The organism is uncultured Butyricimonas sp., from assembly GCF_959596855.1.
GTDB classification, from domain to species: Bacteria; Bacteroidota; Bacteroidia; order Bacteroidales; family Marinifilaceae; genus Butyricimonas; species Butyricimonas muris.
In genome coordinates, this window is sequence record NZ_CAUFYA010000001.1 from 195647 (window position 1) to 214208 (window position 18562).

An 18562-nucleotide genomic window follows, 5' to 3' on the forward strand; every position below is an offset into this window, starting at 1 on the left:
TTTGCTATTTTGTCGGATATATACTAATTTCGCTAGATTTTGATATTAAAATAAGGTTATGAGAAAAAATACACGCGTTATTATTATCATCTCGGGAGTGTTGTTATTGGCTTTCGGGATGTTGGGATTGAAGGAGGATAACAAAAGATTCCAGATTAGCAAGGGATTGGATATTTTTGCCACGCTTTTCAGGGATGTGAATCTTTTTTACGTGGATGATGTTCAGCCGGAGAAAATGGTGAAGGACGGTATTGACGCTATGTTGAAGAAATTAGACCCTTATACCGAGTTTTACCCGGAGTCCAGAATAGATGAATTTAAGATGATGACTACCGGAGAATATGCCGGAATCGGTTCTATTATCGGGATAAAAGGAGATTACGTGGTTATCCGTGAACCTTATCGGAATTCACCTTCCCATAAGGCAGGCTTGCTACCGGGTGATTTGATTTTATCCATCGACGGGGAAAACATGAAAGGAAAAACCGTTGAATACGTGAGTTCCCGCTTGAAAGGGCAACCGGGTAAAGAGGTCGTTTTGAAAGTTCAGCGGGTGGGTGAAGACAAACCCATGGAAAAGAGGGTGTTGCGCGAAATCGTGCAAATGCCGAGTGTGCCTTACTACGGGATGTTGAATGATCAGACCGGGTATATCTATTTCACCAGTTTCACGGATAAGGCTGCCGATGATGTACGGAAAGCGATCATGGAGTTGAAAAATAAAGGGGCACAGTCTTTGGTACTTGATCTCCGGGGTAACGGGGGCGGATTGCTTGATCAAGCGGTAGAGATCGCCAATTTCTTTTTGCCGAGAGGTTCTCTGATCGTGAGCACCAAGGGCAAGATGAAGCAGTGGGATAAAGAATATACCACGAGCAAGAACCCGTTATTGCCCGACATGAAGCTTGCCGTGTTGATAGACCGGGCTTCAGCTTCGGCTGCCGAGATATTATCCGGCTCTTTGCAGGATTATGACCGGGCTGTCGTTCTGGGAGAGCGTTCTTTCGGGAAAGGCTTGGTTCAGACCACTCGTGACCTCGTGTACAACACGAAATTGAAAGTCACCACGGCAAAATATTACATCCCTAGCGGACGTTGTATTCAAGCGGTGGATTACGCGCATCGTAACCCGGACGGAAGCGTGGGCGTGATTCCCGATTCTTTGATAAAACCGTTTAAGACAAAAGCCGGACGCACCGTGTATGACGGTGGGGGTATCACGCCGGATATCAAGATCGAGCCGGAGAAATACGCCCGGGTTTCACAGGAATTGGTGATGCAGGATATGGTGTTTGATTTCGTGAACGAATACGCGGCAAAACATCCTACATTGCCTGCTCCCTCGGAATTTGAATTGACCGATGAATTGTTCAACGAGTTCAAGGAATACTTGAAAACGAAGAAATTCGAGTATGAAACAGCCACTCAAGCCATGTTGGATAAACTGGTAAAGACCGCACGGGATGAGAAATATTACGATCAGATATCCGGTCAGATTGAAGCGTTGAGAAATGACCTCGGGCATTCTATAGATCGGGATCTGGATTCGTTTAAGAATGAGATTTCCGATATATTGGCCGATCAACTTATGGAGCGTTATTATATGCAGGAAGGAGTGCTGGAATATCATATCCGTAAAGACAAACATATCGCCAAGGCGTTGGAAGTGTTGGCTAATGACGACGAGTATCAAAAAATATTGAAGTGAAATGAAAAAATAGATAGTAGTTTTTTGAAATCCCAAAAAACTACTATCTTTGCACCGCAATAAAACAATTGCCCTATTGTGTAATGGTAGCACTACAGATTCTGGTTCTGTCTGTCTGGGTTCGAATCCTAGTGGGGCAACAAAATGGAACAAAGCCTTGTGACGATAAAGTCATGAGGCTTTTTTATTTGAAGTATTGTTACTATTTTTGCCTTCATGAAGGAGGCGTCATTATATTCACGTAAAACGTTTAAGGAAAAGGAACTTTTCGAAGAATATTTTTCTTTATATCTGCAATTTGCTTTAAAATATATTGCGGACGAAGATGTATGTAAAGATATTGTTCAGGAGGCATTTATTAATTACTGGAAGCAGGAGAACAGTTTTAACGATGAGGTTGCCTTAAAAGCTTATTTGTACAAGAGTATTCATCATGGTTGTTTAAATCAGTTGCGGCACAAAAGTATTCGGGAGAAATATTTTGAATCTTTGCCGGAAGATTGGGAGTCCGAGGATTATTTCATGGAAAATGTGCTAAAGGAGGAAGTTGCGAGTATTGTCCTTAAAGAGATAAATAATCTTTCGGAAACAAGTCGGGATATTCTGTTACGGTCATTAGAAGGTTATTCTAACGAAGAGATAGCCAATGAATTGAGTGTGTCTATCAACACGGTAAAAACCCATAAAGCAAGAAGCTACATAATACTTCGCCGAAATTTAGGACATTTGCGAGCTCTGTTGTTTTTCTTGTTTATCTGATATTTTTTCAAAAAAAATAATTGTTACTGTCATTCTTATTTTCTTGAGAAGTGTTTTATATATGAAAACACAAGATAATAGGAATGAAATCGAAGGTACAAACATGGATTCGGCTGGCTCGAAAAATCGGAAAGCAGGTTTTGGCTTCTTCAGAAGAGCGTACGGATGAGGGGGTGGAAGAATGGATGAATCAATCTTCAAGGAATGAAAGAATCTTTAAAGAATTGAAAGAGCCCGGGTTTTACTTGGAGAAGATGGCTAAGAAAAAAGAAATAGAGCAACGTTACACGTGGGACGAATTTGTGAAATGGAGGGGGCAACGAGAACGTCGGCAGAAGTTGTTTATCGTGCGTTACGTGGCTGCCGCGGTTATTCTATTTTCTTTAGGGACGTTTGTATGGGGACTGAATAGCCGGTTCGAAAAGCAACAAGTGACCTTAACATCGGGTATAAAACCGGGAGGTCCCCGGGCATCATTGATATTGAATAACGGGCAAGAGGTCTTGCTGGACAAACAAATGTGCATGGTAGAGGCTGATAGTTCCGTCGTGCTGAATAATAAGGAAGGGGAGTTATCTTACCGGAATATACGGGAAAATCAACGAGAAACGGGTTTTAACACGCTAAAGGTGCCGTGTGGCGGGGAGTACCAGTTGATTCTGGCCGACGGGACAATGGTACGGGTAAACTCCGGGTCGGAGTTAATTTTCCCGACACGATTCAACGGGGAAAAACGAGAGATTTTTTTGAAGGGAGAGGCTTATTTTCAAGTGGCATATGACTCGAAGAAACCTTTTTACGTCCGGGTACATGATTACGCGGTTAGAGTGACGGGAACGGCTTTTAACGTGACGTCGTACTCGGATGAATCACGCGTGATGACGACTCTGGTTGAAGGGAGTATTTCTGTTATCGGTAATGATTCCGCGTGGAATTATGATTTAACCCCGGGACATATATTGTCATTTGACAGGGAAACGTCACGGGTGACAACAGAAACGTGTGACCCGAGGATTTATACCTCGTGGGTGGATGGGGAGTTTAAGTTCCGTGATATGAGGCTGGAGGATATCATGAAGAAATTGAACCGTTGGTATAATTTTCAAGTAGAATTTGAAGACGAAGCGTTGAGAGACTTTCGTTTTAGCGGGGCCGCGGAAAAATATAATCCGCTTGAGTATTTTTTAAAGATGATAGAATCTATTACTAAAGTAAAATTTGATATTAAAGGAGAGAAGATAGTGATTAAAAATAACAAGAACAGGGAAGACTAAACTTCCCTGTTCCGGAAAATAATTTCATAACAGCAGTAATGTTTGCCGCATCTTCTGTTATGAGCATTATTAATAATAATAACAAATGTATGGAGAAAAAACGGAAAATTAAAATCCGGGGACAACTACATGGTGTGTTCCTGTTGATTTTGCTTTCTATCTCGGTTTTTCACGCGAATGAGGCTTATGCTCAAGAAAAGCGTTACACGCTGGAGATGGAAAATGCGACGTTGGGGCAGATTTTCGAGAAGATTTGCCAGCAACAGAATGTTGAGTTTGTGTACAAGACGGATGTCGTCGACGTGAGTGAACGAATGTCCGTGTCCCTGCAAAATCGTACGCTAAAAGAGATGCTGGATGTCATTCTGGCAAAGAAGTACTCGTACACGATTCAAGGACGGTACGTGTTGATTCGCAAGGTGGACGAGAAGGGGAATCAGGAAACGGTCGTCTATGTCGAGTTGAAGGGGGTGGTGAAAGACGAGAACGGGGAACCTTTGCCGGGAGTATCGATTGTTCTGAAGGGTACGACTATCGGGGTTACGACAGATGTAAACGGTACATTTAAATTATTGGCTCCTAAAAATGTGACTCCTGTACTGAAGTTTTCCTTTATAGGAATGCAGGCTGTCGAGTGTGAATGGTCGAAGGAGAAGAAAGAACTCGTGATGCACGAGGATGCCACTGCGTTGGAGGAGGTGACGGTTACAACGGGATACCAGACGATAGAGAGGAAAAGAATGACGGGAGCCGTGGATGTTATCACCGCGAGAGAAATCGAAAATAAGGGGTATGCATCCGTGGGAGATGTGCTTCGGGGTGCGATGGCAGGGGTTTCTACACGGAATATTTCCGGTAAACCCGGAGTTCTGCCCGAAATACGTATCCGGGGATTAAATTCTTTATACGGCTCGATGCAGCCGATGTGGATCGTGGACGGAACCCCGTTCTACGGGAGTCTGAATGATATAGAGCCGGAAGATATCGAGAGCATAACCGTGTTGAAGGATGCGGCGGCAACGGCGATTTATGGCTCTCAAGCTGCCAACGGGGTGATTGTGATCAAACGGAAAAGAGGACAGGAAGGGAGTGGTTCTATCCGAATTACATCTAATTTTTCAATGGATGAAGCCCCCAAGAATAAATTGGATCTCATGAATTCGGAGGAGAAAATAGCTTTTGAACGTAGTGTATACGAGGATTTTCCTAATTTCACTTCCGGGGGACGGGTGATCACGTTATTGAGGAACGCGGATATCGGTAAGATTTCCCGGGAGGAAGCGGAGGCTGAAATCGAGCGGTTAAGTAAAATCAACACGAATTGGTACGATGAGATTTTTCGGACCGCTTTTTCACAAAATCATGCTGTTGCTCTTTCCGGAGGTTCGGAAAAGAGTCAATACTACGCTTCTTTGAGTTACCGTAGAACAGAAGGGGTTGTACCCTCGAATGTTTACTCGAATTGGAGTGGGGTTTTGCGATTGAGCTATCAATTCAACCCGTTTCTTGGTGTAAATTTCGATATGTCTTCTGCCGTACGGAATGACAAGGATTCCGAAATGTCCGTGTCCCCCTTGCGTTATGCTACTTACGCTAATCCTTATGAACGACCTTATGATGACGAGGGAAATTTAGAATACGATCGTTCCTATACTTCCGAGTTGAGTTCGTTGAAAGACGGTTACAAGTATGATTTCAATATTCTGGATGAGATGAAACGAAATACATCTACCCAAAAATCAACGGATAATAATATTTCATTGGAATTGAATTTTCAGATTATGAAAAATCTGAAATTTACGACAAGGGGAAGTGTGTTTAATAATTCTCACGAAACTCGTACTATTTGGGAGCCGGGTTCTTATTCCTCTAAAGTAAATAATTGGATTGCACGTGTTTATACGGAATTGCCCGATGAATTGAATAATGGCGGGTTGGCAGAAAGTAATTCCCGGTCGCAAGGTTGGACGTGGCGCAATAACATTGAATTTAAAGATGGTTTCGGGGAAAAACATTTTGTGAGTCTTTACTTCGGTCATGAAGTTTCCGAGTACAAGTCCAATAGTAATTACGTGAAGTATCCGGAATACGATCCGGAGAAAGGATTGATAGGGGTACCGGAATTGGACGGAGTGCTTAGTGTTAATTCAATGGTTATGAATTTATTGGATGGGGTGTCGGAATCAAAGAGTCGTAGCGTTTCATTTTTTGTTTCGGGTTCGTATAGCTATTTGGATAAATATGTCGTTTCGGGAAGTGCCCGTATGGACGGTGCGAATATTATCGGTACCGCTAATCGTTTTTCCCCGTTATGGAACGCTAGCTTCAAGTATAATATGCATTCGGAGGAATTCATGAAAAAACGGTCATGGATAAATGAACTGGCCTTTCGATTTTCTTACGGGTATACCGGAAGTATAGATAAGAATGCTTTACCTTTTGGTGTGATGACTTTTAGTTCTACGGCCAAATATTTCGGGTATGATATTCCGACCTATATTCAACCGAAGAATCCGTCTGTGAAGTGGCAGAAAAAGGAAGACCGGAGTCTTGGGATGGATATTGCGTTACTGAGTAACCGGATTCGGGCGACGATTAATTATTATAATAACGTGACTCGCAATTTGTTGGATACGAAGGATCTTCCTATTTCGGTAGGGGTGAGTAGCATAAAGTATAATAGTTCGTCGGTGAGAAATTACGGTTGGGAGTTTTCCATGAATTCACAGATTATTCGGGTAAAGGAACTCATGTGGTCGGTTGGTTTCAATATGGGAATAAACAAAAGTAAGGTCATCGACACTTATTACAAGGATATCTCGGAGGTGCCGAAGGGATTTGATAGAACTACTCCTATTGAGGGAAGCTCCACGAGTGCTTGGTTCGGTTATCGTTTTGCCGGAGTGGATCCTCGGACCGGTCATACTTTGGCCTACGTGGACAATAGCAAGCGGGAGGAACCTATCGGTTTCCAACGGGAGGATGGTAAATGGGTTTTGGATATGGATGATTTGTATAATACGGATAAAGAGAATATCAAGGAAGAGTTGGGGGATAGCTATCCGTCTATAGCGGGAGGATTCCAGACCAATTTATCGTGGAAGAGGTTCACGTTGAGTTCGACATTCTCGTTTATGGCAGGGCATAAGATTACTGCTGCTTATTACGCGACATCCGTGGGTGGTTCGGTTTCTGCCGCTAAACAAAATGTATTGAAAAAAGAAGCATCCCGTTGGCGTAAGCCGGGGGATATAACTGATGTCCCGGGGTATTCTTCTGAAGGAACATTCTCTTCACTTTACAGCGAGTGGTATGATTTGAAACTGGAACGCGGGGATTTCTTGAAATGCACGAGTATTTCATTGGGATATCAAGTGCCGTCTAAAATATGCCATAAGGTTTTATTGACCTCGTTGCGGGTGAATTTGAATATTCGGGATGTGTTCACGATCTCCAGTTACACGGGACTAGACCCGGAGAATTTCGGCGGGTTTAGTTATCCGAACTCAAGGAAGTATATGATTTCTCTGAATATTGGGATTTAATGATTGTATGTTATGAAAAAAGGACTGATTGTAATATGGATACTGCTATTGATAAGTAGTGTCAGTTGTAAGGATTTTTTAAATCTGGTACCGAAGAACAAGAGGATTGTGGCAAACGTGGAGGATGTGAAAACAGAAATGTTGACTTACCTTGCCGCGATAACTTATTCGGCAGGGCTAATTCAGCCGTCTTACGGGGGATCTGTATTTCGTTTCCCTTTGTACAACGATATGGCTACCCGGTTGTGTTTGTACGAGGACGATATTGATATGTCTTATTATTCCGATCATACGGATATTGACGAGAAGAGCATGGGTGTGTATACCGAGTGTATTGACTGGAAAGGGATCTCTATAGCTAATGTTTTGTGGGAAAAGTGTTACGGCGCTATCGGTTTTATGAATGTGATTATCGACGATTTGGAAAAAGCGGGTGGATACACGGAAGCCGAGTATGAAACTATCGTGGGAGAGGCGAAGACCATTCGCGCTTATTATATCTTTAAGCTAATTCAATTTTTCGCTCCTTATCAGAATGACCGGTTGGGAATACCTTTGAATCTGGATTCGGAAAATGTGACTCCCGGTGATCGTTTGTCCCAGAAAGAAGTGTATAAGATTATCATCCGGGAGTTGGAAGAAGTGTTAGGCTACCGGACGGCGAGGGAGGATTGGAATATGTTCTATCATCCCGGAATCATGAAAGCTATTTTGGCACAAGTATACATGTTTAAGGCGGGTTCGGCTGCCGCGGAGAAGAATGATTGGGCGAACGCTGAAAAATATTCAGGAGAATTGATAGAAGGATACGAGCCGGAGAGTCTGTCGGAACAGCTTGCGGGGATGTTTTCCGGGAGTGTGCGGGAATATCAGGTAGGTGCTTCTAATTATCAATTAAGAATGACTTACCGGAGACAATTTGATTTCGGGAATATTTTTACAGGTATTTGGGCGGAGGGTAAGGCTCAACGGGTTGCAAACGAATTGCTTACCATGTATGATGATGATGATATTCGTTTGGCTGCATGGTTTAAGACAAGTGATGAAGAAGGAAGAACAATACATTATATCAATAAACCGGGTTACACGAGTTCAATAAATGAAGTGACCGTTCTTTTCCGTACTGCTGAAATGTATTTGATTAATGCCGAGGCGAAATGTAGACAGGATAGGGTACCGGAAGCAAAGGTTATGCTCGAGAAGTTCAAGAAAGCCCGGATACCCGGTTGGAGCGAATACACGGGAGCGAACGTGTTGGATGAAATTTTGAACGAGAGACGGAGAGAATTTTGTTACGAGGCGGGAACACGCTGGCTGGACATGAAGCGTTTGGGCGTAGAAACCAGTAGAGTCGGCGCGAGCAAGGAAGGACAGGGTGTCGAGACTTATACGCTAAAGAAAGATGATTACCGGTACGCGTTGCCTATCCCGACAGATATAGAACTGAACTTAAACAAAATGGAACAAAATCCCGGTTGGGGAAACTTGAAATAACTATCGTGAATAAAATAAGTATTTATGAATAGACTATTATTATTTATTATATCGCTCGTTTTGTTCGCGTCGTGTGACGAAGACGAGAAATATTACGAGAATCCCTTTTCATTGGGCGATATTAAATTGTTGAAAATCCGGGCGGATCATAAAACATTGCTCCCGGATGGGAATGCGAAGATGCAGTTTTATATTACTGCTTTCGGGATAAAGGAATTGCCTAATTACACGACGGAATACACGGGCGAAAATCAAGATACGGCGGTATATAACCCCAAGGTTGTCTGTGATACATTCGAGATTCCGGGAGATGCTATTCCTGCCGGGGTTATCAAATTATATGACGCCTCGGGGAAAGAGGTTTCCGATGCCGTTTATTCCACCACGGATGCAACGGAAAGGACGATCTATTTTTATGCCGGAGCGGGAGAATTGGAAAGTGAGAAAATAGGCGTTCAGATTCGTAAACTACCGGAGCAGGAGTACGAAGAACTGGTATTTCCTGTTATCTTCCACGTGCTAAATCCGGCAAAGAAGGTAGGTACTCCCTCGTTTGAAATAACGGCAGAAGCGGTAAACAAGAATATCGAAAGGTTGAATAACGTGTTCAATCGTTTGGTCACGACCGATCCTAACGGGGGAAACGCGAAGATTAAATTCGTTGCCGCGCAATATGACATTTCCGGGATAAAATTAAAGGTTGCGGGAATTCACCGTTGGGATATTAACGAATCGGAAGAGTTTGAGGATATTGGCGATTATGAGGCTTATATCCTGAAAAATCAATTGAATTTAATATATGATTACCGACATTATTTGAATATATGGTTGATAAATTATCCGCAAGGAGCTAATTTTTCAGTCATGGTACCGACGGTGATACTGGCAGGGGAAAGTATACCGGGATTGACAGCTGAGGAATGGCCATTAACAATATTCCCGAAAAAGCCAAGAGATGTCGGATTTTTTATTAACATGTCGGCATTCCTTAACCCGATGAGTTCTGCGGATTTCTTCGAGATATCCAATCCTTTCGCCCAGTTCTTCGGGTTGTTGACAACTCAGGCGACCGAGGATAAAACAACAACTAATTTGATTGATGGGGATACGGATTATTGTCCCGATACGTACTATTATTGGAATGACGGGCGGTCTGTTTTCAAGAACACGAGTAAGGAAGAAGACTCCGTGGATGAAGATACCGAGTATTTTACCTCTTATAATATTATGGATCGGTATAGCCGGAAAAATTCGGTCACAGTAGATCAGGTTGCCAGAATCCGGGAGCATATAAAAAAATGTCCTTCCCGTTGGATGTATAAATCGAAATACGCGTTGACGGGACTTCGGGAAGATTGGGATGCAGTTAAGTAAAATGAAAATAAAATAGAAGAATTATGAGAAAAATGTTATTTCTAGCAATTTGCTTGCTAATGTTCGAATGTGTGGTTTTTGCCGGAGAAAAAGGGATGAAATTAACGGTGAATCTGAAAAATGCCTTGATTATCGACAGGGCGTACGTGATGATGGGTGACACGAAAGAAGAGATCGTGCTGGGGGAAGATAAAACGGGAAGTCTTGAAATCGCGCTCGACGAGGGGCAGTACGCCACGTTGAAAATAGGATACGCTAAAAATTTACTTTATATTGAACCGGGGAAGAATCTGACCTTGACCTTGATCGCGAATAAAGACGGTTCTTTTTCTTTTCAAAAGAATGTTTTTGAATACGAGGGAGAAAAGGAGAATGAGAGGATTAATAAATATTTGAATGAGAATGGACTAAAATTTCTAGAAACTATTGATTTCGTGTTGGATGAAGATGAATTTTTAAACAAGTTGGCTGAATTCGATAAGGAGAATAGTAAATTAATCAAGAAGGCTAAATTCCCGAAAGAGTTTGAGGAGCAAGAGTTATTGCGGGTAAAATATCTGGTGTACGATCCGTTGGTACGTTATCCGGTTCAACATTTTTGGAAAAATGGTGGCGAGTGGTCCGGGATGGAACAATACGAGGAAACCCCAAAAGTGAAAGCACTTATACCCCAATTGTTTATGGACAGTGAACAAGCTTGGAATATTTATTCTTACCGAGGATATTTACAGGGAGGAATCGGAATCATCGCACAATCGGAATTTATGAGTAATGACAAGAAAAAAGCTACACTGGAACAGTTAAGCTATCTGACGGAACATTTTAAGACACCGATAATACTAGAGGATATTACTCAGGATTTGACATTGCGATATATTGAAGTCACGGAAGGAAAACCGTTGGGAGAGATAGAAACGTATTATAATCGTAACGTGAAAAGTGAGGCTTGTCGTCAGGAATTGGAGCGGGCTCTAAAGATGTGGGCGAAATTTTCCAAGAGAACGGAAGTGATGTCTTCTGACTATAAATATCAAGATATTAACGGGAAAATGGTTTCTTTGGACGACTTGAAGGGGAAATATGTTTACATTGATGTTTGGGCGACGTGGTGCGGACCTTGTAAAGCAGAATTACCATACTTGAAGGAATTGGAAAAGAAGTTTGAGGGAAAGAATATCCATTTCGTGAGCATATCTGTTGATGCCAATAAAGCGGCGTGGGTTAAAATGGTGCAGGCGGAGCAATTGGGAGGAATACAACTCCATGGAGGAAGTAAGGCTCAGATCATGAAAGATTATATGATCAAGGGTATTCCCCGTTTTATTTTATTGGACAGGGAAGGAAAAGTGATCGAGAAAGAAATGACTCGTCCCTCGAATCCGGACACGGAAAAGACGTTGAATGCATTGGAAGGTATTTAAATCAGAAATTATGAAGGCAAAAATTTATATATGTTTCACGTGGGTTTGTCTTGCGGTTTGTGTCGCCTGTCATTCCGGGAGCGAGAATGACGGGACGGAAGAGGGACAAACTAGAGAGGTGAGTTTTGCCGTTTCGCGATCCGACGATCTGTTTGCCCGGTCGGTGTCTTCGGGTTTTGAGGTGGGGGATTCAATAGGGATATATGCTGTAAAGCGGGATGTATCCGGGGAGATCGGTATCCCCGGCAAAACAGGAAATCAAGCTCATAATGCCAAATGGATAAAAACTTTAGAGGGTTGGACACCGGCATCCTTGAAGGATAAGATCGTTTACCCGCAAGATGGGGCGGAATTGGACTTTTACGCTTACTATCCTTATGACCGGAATGCAACTGCTCCCGACGAGATCTCTATGGCTGTGCAGACAGAGCAAGGGACGGAAGAGAACTTAAAGAAATCTGATTGGATGCGTGCAAGCAACACCGAAGGGATAAGCGAGGGTGAAGTCGAACTGAAATTTCAACATGTATTGTCATGTGCGGAAGTGCAGGTACAGACGGGAGGTGTTGCTCCGGATGCAGGTTTGGAAGTACACGTGACGGGAGTGAACACGGTATGTACTTATAATCTGGGGGCAGGTACGTTTCTTGGAGAGAGTGAAGTGGGAACAATCGTTATGCAGCGTTTGGATGCACCGGGGGAAAGTGGTTCTCTTACTTTTAAAGCGTTATTGCCCGCGCAGGCAATTGCGGCGGAAACACCTTTATTCCGTTGTTTACAAAACGGGAAAATATATATCTACCGGAGCGAAGGGATTGAGTTTACCGAGGGGAATCGTACCCGTTTTATTTTTACCTTGAAAGGCGGGGGAGAATAAATGTATCATGAAGAATGAATATTATGAAAAGATTATTATTGATTTCAATAGGAATTATTTTACTTCTTGTCACGGCTTGTGATGATGATGACAAGGGAGTAAAATTGTCCGGTACCCCCATTCGTTTATCCGGTAAAATAAGCGGCATGGATAACGCGAGTACCGAAACACGTTTCCGCGGAGGTGCCGGTGTGGGTGTTTATATTGCAGATAGAATAGCAGAACAGAGCGGTGATCTGACCGGAGCCCGTGTCAGAAACGGGAAATTCATGCAGAGTGCGGATGGTCTGGTAGGCGACCCTCTTGTTTACTGGGAACGGGCGACCCGGATAGATGTCGCGGCTTACTATCCTTATGCACGAGGCGGGGAGGATACCCCGGAAGCTTACTTGTTTCAAGTCGCGGAACGTCAGGACTCAATGCTGGACGGTCTTTCGAGATACGATGAAAGTGACTTCCTGTGGGCAAGAAAGAGTGCCGATTATCAGGAAGAACATATCGCCCTTTCTTTTCAACATTTGATGAGCAAAGTGATCATTAATCTGAAAAGTGATGCAATGATTCCGGGTGATATGGTCGGGAGTGAGGTGAATATACTCGGAATGTTGACAAGCGCATCGATTGATTTGAACACGGGTGTTGTAGCTGCTGTCGGGCAACCGGGTAGAGTGGTGGCGATACAGGATGATGTGGTGAAAAGCGGGTTTGAAGTTGCCATGAAAGTTATTCTCGTGCCACAGACCGTGGAAAAGGGGATAACGTGGTTGGAAATTAAAACCTTGGGAGGGTATTCTTATTTTTACGAATTACCTGAAAGCTTCACGTTTCAGTCCAGTAAACAAGTGACTTTGGACGTGAGTATAGAGAGTGGTGAGTGTCACGTGACGGTTGGAGAGATCGAGGATTGGACGGAAACGGGGAATCCTGTTTTGGGCGAGGCTGTCGAGGATTTGCCCGTGTTCGAATTGTACGACTTTTATAACTTGAACGGTGTGCAGGGAATTGTGATAGCCTTGGATGAAACCGGTAAACACGGGACATTAGTCTCTCTTGACGAAACGATTGAGCAATGGTGTACCGATCCGTCATTAATGGCACAGGCGTATAGTGATGATCCGATGGAGAATTTGGAGGAGGTGTTGAAATGTGATCCGACACTGGAGTATTTTCCGGCAATGAAATGGTGTATGGATAAGAACAAAGATGGTATTTCCGGTTGGTATATGCCTGCTTTACCCGAGTTGAAGAATTTCTGGAATCTGTTGAACACGGATTCGGAATTGATAAATGGCAAGATTCTGGCAACGGGAGTCCCCGGGGCTGTCGCTATTGAAACAGATCCTTTCGAAACTGATGGTTATTTCTCTTCAACATTGTCATTCTCAGACAATGTTCGGACAATGAATTTTTCTTGGTTTGGAGGAATCAGTACGGTTTTAATGGAACAAACGGATTATTGTAGCGTCAGAGCTTTTTACAAGTTTTAGATGGAGAAGATTGTCTGAAACTTGAGCAAGATGAAGAGGTTGTCCTAAAGAATTTTTGGGACAACCTTTTTACATTTCCATGTATCTTCCGTGGTGTTTTAGTTTAGACAGGTATTATCTTTACCCTAGACAAAATCCGGTGAAATAAACAGGGAAATAGGGGGAAGTAAGGGATTAAGTTCGATATGCTATCTATATACAGACTTGATACAGCTATCGGTGGACGGTTATAGTACAGGAATAATTTGAAAGCAAAACAGGCGTGTTCGCTTATCATTCTCTTGTTTCAGCCTTATTTTAAGGGGACATCACCGGGTGGAAATTTATCTATCAGGGGAGAATAATGAATATAAATTCTGTTATCTTTGTGAAAACGTGTGTAGGTAAGATGTTAAATGAATGATAGATATATGATGAACGACAGCGTGCTCCGGGTATCCGGTTTAAAGAAAAGTTTTCGGAAGGGGAAAGAGGAACTGCAGGTCTTGAAGGGAATAGACATGGAGATTTGCGCGGGAGAGGTGATTGGTTACCTTGGGAGTAACGGGGCGGGTAAATCCACCACGGTGAAGATCATGTGTGGGCTGATGGAGGAATATGCCGGAGAGGTTAATGTATTGGGATACGACTTGAGGAAGAACGATATAGAAATCAAGAAGCGGATTGGTTATATTCCGGAGAACGCGATCATGTACGAGCATTTGACTCCGATGGAATATCTCGAATTTATAGGTACGTTGTACGGGTTGGAGCGGGCGGATGTGGTTAAGAAGGTGGAAGAATTACTTTTATTGTTCGAGATGCGGGATAATGCAAACGAACGGATGTTGAGTTTTTCCAAGGGGATGAAACAAAAGATACATATTATTTCCGGCTTGTTGCATAACCCGGAGGTTATTTTTATGGATGAGCCGTTGAATGGTCTGGATGCCAATGCCGTTATTATCGTGAAGGAGATGATTGCCCGACTGGCGAAAGAGGGGAAGACGATTTTTTACTGTTCTCATCTGATGGATGTCGTGGAGAAGATCGCGACACGGGTGATTTTGCTCAACGAGGGGAAAATTATAGCTAATGGAACTGTTCATGAATTGATGGAACAAGCGGGTGTCGGTTCTTTGGAGAGCCTTTTCACGAGTCTGATCGGGGCATCAGGGCAGGTGGTTCAAGCGGAACGGATGGTTGATGTGTTTGAAAATAAAGAACAATGATTAAGGCTGTAATTTGGATTTTGCGACTTTTCCGTGGAGTGTTCACGCGTATGGGTGTTGACTTTGACAGGATGGTGGCTATCGTGACAGTGAAACTCACGGAATATGATCGTATCGACAGGTCTAAACGGAAAAAGGAAAGCTCGAATACGTTATTGCGGCAAGGTATCGCGTTCGGGATATACGGTACCGTGTTTTTCCTGTTCGGGGTCATGTCCGGGACGTTTGAAGTGTCGCTTTTGTTGTTTCATTCCTACTTGATGATCATGTTTATGATGAGTTTTATGATGGAATACTCACGGTTGCTTTTCGACCGGAATGATAATCAGATTCTACAACGTTTGCCCGTAAATTCCAAGACAATCCTGACTGCCCGTCTGGTGACGATGTTATCATATATGTTTTTTCTATCGGGTTGTATGTCTTTGATTCCTGCTATTGTTGTCTTTTTTTGGCAGGGAGTGTTGACGGGTGGACTCTTTATTATATCTGTTTTCTTGAATACGCTTTTTACTTTATTACTGGCGAACGTGATTTATCTCGGGGTGATGCGTTTTATTGCGGTAGATAAATTTGCACGGGTGATGAGTTATGCTCAGGTTATTCTGGTCGTCTCCGTCGCGTTGAGCTATCAATTGGTGGGAACGGTGATTCGGGAGATACAACTGGATATGTTTCATCCGTCAACGTGGATGTATTTTACCCCTTCCTGTTATTTTATGGCGTTCACGTTGATTATACAGCACTTTACTATTCCTGTTTTGGTGATGGCGTTATCCGGGGTAACAGGGGTGTTGTTGTTCGGTTGGATCGCAGTGGTTTATCTGGCACCCTATTTTTCGAGAAAAATGGGAATAATTGATGAATATGCCGCGATCGCGGGTAAGGGACGGAAAAAAGGCAAGGACGGTTGGCTTTACTCGCTGGCCCGGCTATTCGCGTGGAGTCCCGTGCAGGTTTCCGGTTTCGTGCTGGGATGGCGGTTGACGCAGGGGAATCTGAAATTCCGTCAGGCAGTGCTCCCGATGATTATCTACACGGTGTTTCTGGCGGTATTCTTTATTTACAAAGGACGCGACACCGGGGGGATTGGGTTTTATATCCCGTTTTACATGACATCGATGGTGAGTATCGGGATATTGATGGCTATGTCGATCATGGAGAAAGGGGATTTGCTGTGGTTGTATCGTTCAAGACCGCTTGCCCGCCCGGGGGCGTTGATCCTCGGCAGTTACAAGGCGTTGTACGTGAAGTATTATCTTCCCGTGTATGTCGCATTGTCTGCTGTTTTCGTCGTGAGGTTGCATTGGGTGATTATTCCGGATTTGCTGATGATTCTTGCCGTGAATACGCTTGTGAGTTACGTGTATCTTTGGTTTTCCGGGTTGCTTTTTCCTTTTTCCAAGGAGAAGGGAACGACCGATTCGGGACGAAATATATTGCGGATGCTGGCATTGATCTTCGTGTGGCTCGTGATAGGGGGAGTACATACCCTGTCCCAGCGCTTGTCGTGGTATGGCATTTGGATAGCTATCGCGAGCATGTGGGTATTGGCGGTGTTGATGGAATATGTTATTTGTCGTGTGGCTTGGAAAAAGGTGTTGGCTAATTACTAATTGATTTATTTACAATAAATAAAGGATGCCTTTTGTTAGACATCCTTTATTTATGTGTAAGGGACTTTTTATTATAGTCCGAGGACTTTTGTTCCTTGCTTGAAGAAAATATCTTTCGGGATACCTGCTCCGGCGATGCGGTCAAGGTCTTTTTGCAGTGTCGGGGGTACAACGCCTTTCTCTGCAACGAGTTTCGTGGCAGTTGCGATATCTCCGTTACCCTCGATCGTGATGTATTCCCCGGCGATGACTTCGATGTCTTTTTTCATCTTTTCGAAGTCGATCGTGTAGTATCCGGTCGTTTCGTCTTTCGTGATGGCTCCGCTTTCCATGAAATGGTTGAATTGCATCATGTTCGCTTTGCCATGTGCGCTGGCAGCACCGAAACGTACGGAACGGAAGATACCGGCGATAAAGGTCACGTAATTATCCATGAGGTCTTTGTTTTCAAGAATACCCCATTCCGCTAATTTCGTCACGCAGAATAACCCGAGGATATCCGCTTTCCCTTCCTCGATGGAAGTGTAGTAGTTTTGTAGGGCAGAACGCACGTCTTTTTTATCTTTAATCGTGTAATTCACTCCAAGACCGTGGGCAACTTCGTGGAACATTACGTTCTCGAAGAAGGCGTCGAAATTCACGTATTTCTGTTGCTCGGGTGCGATAACCAATTTAGAGATAGGAACAACCATTTTCTCGAACTTTGCCTGCATGGAGTTTTTCAATTGCAATTTGCGGCTTCCCTTGGCAGCGTGTACTCTCGGGTCGTTCGGCAGGTTGATGGCGATATTCTTGCTTCCGGCATTGCAATCTCCACCATAGTAAATCACGTCGTACGCGTTCATGTCCGGGTTGGCGTTCGCTTTCTCTTTCTTGTAAGCGGCGGGCACGGGAAGGTTGTTTTGTAGCTTGGGCAAGTATTGAGCGTATTCTGACAGGCGTTTACTCCATTCTTTATCTTTCACGAGGATTTGTCCGGAATGGGATGCCTTGTACCCGTAAAGTTGGTCTTCGTAAGTTTCGATAGGACCAACCACGAAATCCAGCGTGTTGTCTTGCATATCCATCCAAGCGAGGTCACTGGCAAGATAATCGTCATCAAGAAGGGCTTGTGCTCTTAATGACAAGTATTTCTTCAAGCCGGGATCTTCTGCCAACTCGGAGGCTTGTTTCAATAACTCGGAGGCTTTGGCAACTTCTCGCGGGTATGCTTCATGGAAAGGGATCACGACGAGATTCCCTTTGTCATCCCGGCGGATGATACTGTACCAATCCGTCTTGCGAGGGTCTTTCAAAGCGTCGAATTCTTCTCTTGTCATATCCGTCGGGTAGAAGTTCGCTCCCAGCGGTTTCGCTCCCACGCCGTCAATGAAAGGCTTGTTGGCATTCAAACGATCCCACGGTCCGTAATTAATAGAAAGATATTTCAAGGCTGCCGAGTCTTGTGCGAATGGTTTCATCAACGCAGCCTTGTCGCCATAAGCGTTTTGCCAGAAAATATTCTCCATGATGTCCGCCACTTCGATAAGGATGGGAATCATCTTTTTCTCGTTTTCCGTTAGTTTGCTAACGTCAGTTGTCAAGGTGAACTCCGCATATTGGTCAGCAAGTGGCTGATAGGGACTGGGTTGTTTGGTTTCTTTCTTTGCCTCTTTGCAAGAGAACAAGAAAATACCTAAGGATAAGAATAGGAATAGTTTTCTCATTTTTATAAAATTTGTGTTGAGTATTTGAGGAACGAATTTATAAAAACAAGCGGACTATTGAAAATATTTGGAATTAAAGATTATGATTCT

The 18562-nt window shown here is 43.5% G+C and carries 12 protein-coding genes and 1 tRNA gene; 12 read left to right on the forward strand and 1 reads right to left on the reverse strand.

The genetic code is table 11. The features are described 5' to 3' along the window. Positions 1-58 precede the first annotated feature (58 nt). The 12 genes from Q5866_RS00715 to Q5866_RS00770 all read left to right on the forward strand — a co-directional run bounded on the left by Q5866_RS00715 (position 59) and on the right by Q5866_RS00770 (position 16766). Positions 59-1708, forward strand: coding sequence for a S41 family peptidase (locus Q5866_RS00715; protein WP_186974896.1), 1650 nt, complete (start codon positions 59-61; stop codon positions 1706-1708). Positions 1709-1777: 69 nt separating this feature from the next. Then, positions 1778-1848 (forward strand) — tRNA-Gln (locus Q5866_RS00720). A 76-nt stretch (positions 1849-1924) separates the two neighbouring features. Next, positions 1925-2467, forward strand: coding sequence for a sigma-70 family RNA polymerase sigma factor (locus Q5866_RS00725; RefSeq protein WP_186974895.1), 543 nt, complete (start codon positions 1925-1927; stop codon positions 2465-2467). Positions 2468-2550: 83 nt separating this feature from the next. Next, positions 2551-3741 (forward strand): FecR family protein, encoded by a 1191-nt coding sequence (locus Q5866_RS00730; protein WP_186974894.1) that lies wholly within the window; start codon positions 2551-2553, stop codon positions 3739-3741. Positions 3742-3830: 89 nt separating this feature from the next. Next, entirely contained in the window at positions 3831-7286 is a 3456-nt protein-coding gene (locus Q5866_RS00735) for a SusC/RagA family TonB-linked outer membrane protein (RefSeq protein WP_303178127.1), read from the forward strand. A gap of 12 nt (positions 7287-7298) precedes the next feature. Further along, positions 7299-8780 carry a RagB/SusD family nutrient uptake outer membrane protein gene (locus tag Q5866_RS00740; protein ID WP_186974892.1) on the forward strand — a complete coding sequence of 494 codons (1482 nt, stop codon included), beginning with the start codon at positions 7299-7301 and terminating at the stop codon, positions 8778-8780. A gap of 24 nt (positions 8781-8804) precedes the next feature. Further along, positions 8805-10154, forward strand: coding sequence for a hypothetical protein (locus Q5866_RS00745; RefSeq protein ID WP_186974891.1), 1350 nt, complete (start codon positions 8805-8807; stop codon positions 10152-10154). Positions 10155-10177: 23 nt separating this feature from the next. Further along, positions 10178-11575: a TlpA disulfide reductase family protein gene (locus Q5866_RS00750; RefSeq protein ID WP_303178130.1), complete on the forward strand. Its 1398-nt coding sequence runs from the start codon at positions 10178-10180 to the stop codon at positions 11573-11575. Between the two features lie 10 nt (positions 11576-11585). Continuing rightward, complete coding sequence (locus tag Q5866_RS00755; RefSeq protein WP_186974890.1) at positions 11586-12452, forward strand: fimbrillin family protein; 867 nt, start codon at positions 11586-11588, stop codon at positions 12450-12452. Positions 12453-12475: 23 nt separating this feature from the next. Beyond that, entirely contained in the window at positions 12476-13939 is a 1464-nt protein-coding gene (locus Q5866_RS00760) for a fimbrillin family protein (protein WP_186974889.1), read from the forward strand. 410 nt (positions 13940-14349) lie between these two features. Continuing rightward, the gene (locus Q5866_RS00765; RefSeq protein WP_255469400.1) at positions 14350-15150 is read left to right on the forward strand and encodes an ABC transporter ATP-binding protein; all 801 of its coding nucleotides are present in this window, start codon (positions 14350-14352) and stop codon (positions 15148-15150) included. Continuing rightward, entirely contained in the window at positions 15147-16766 is a 1620-nt protein-coding gene (locus Q5866_RS00770; protein ID WP_227217630.1) for a hypothetical protein, read from the forward strand. Before Q5866_RS00765 ends, Q5866_RS00770 begins: the two co-directional genes overlap by 4 nt. 71 nt (positions 16767-16837) lie before the next feature. Here the strand turns inward: Q5866_RS00770 and Q5866_RS00775 are convergent, their stop codons facing one another. Further along, complete coding sequence (locus Q5866_RS00775) at positions 16838-18472, reverse strand: Zn-dependent hydrolase (RefSeq protein ID WP_099291347.1); 1635 nt, start codon at positions 18470-18472, stop codon at positions 16838-16840. Between the last annotated feature and the right edge of the window lie 90 nt (positions 18473-18562).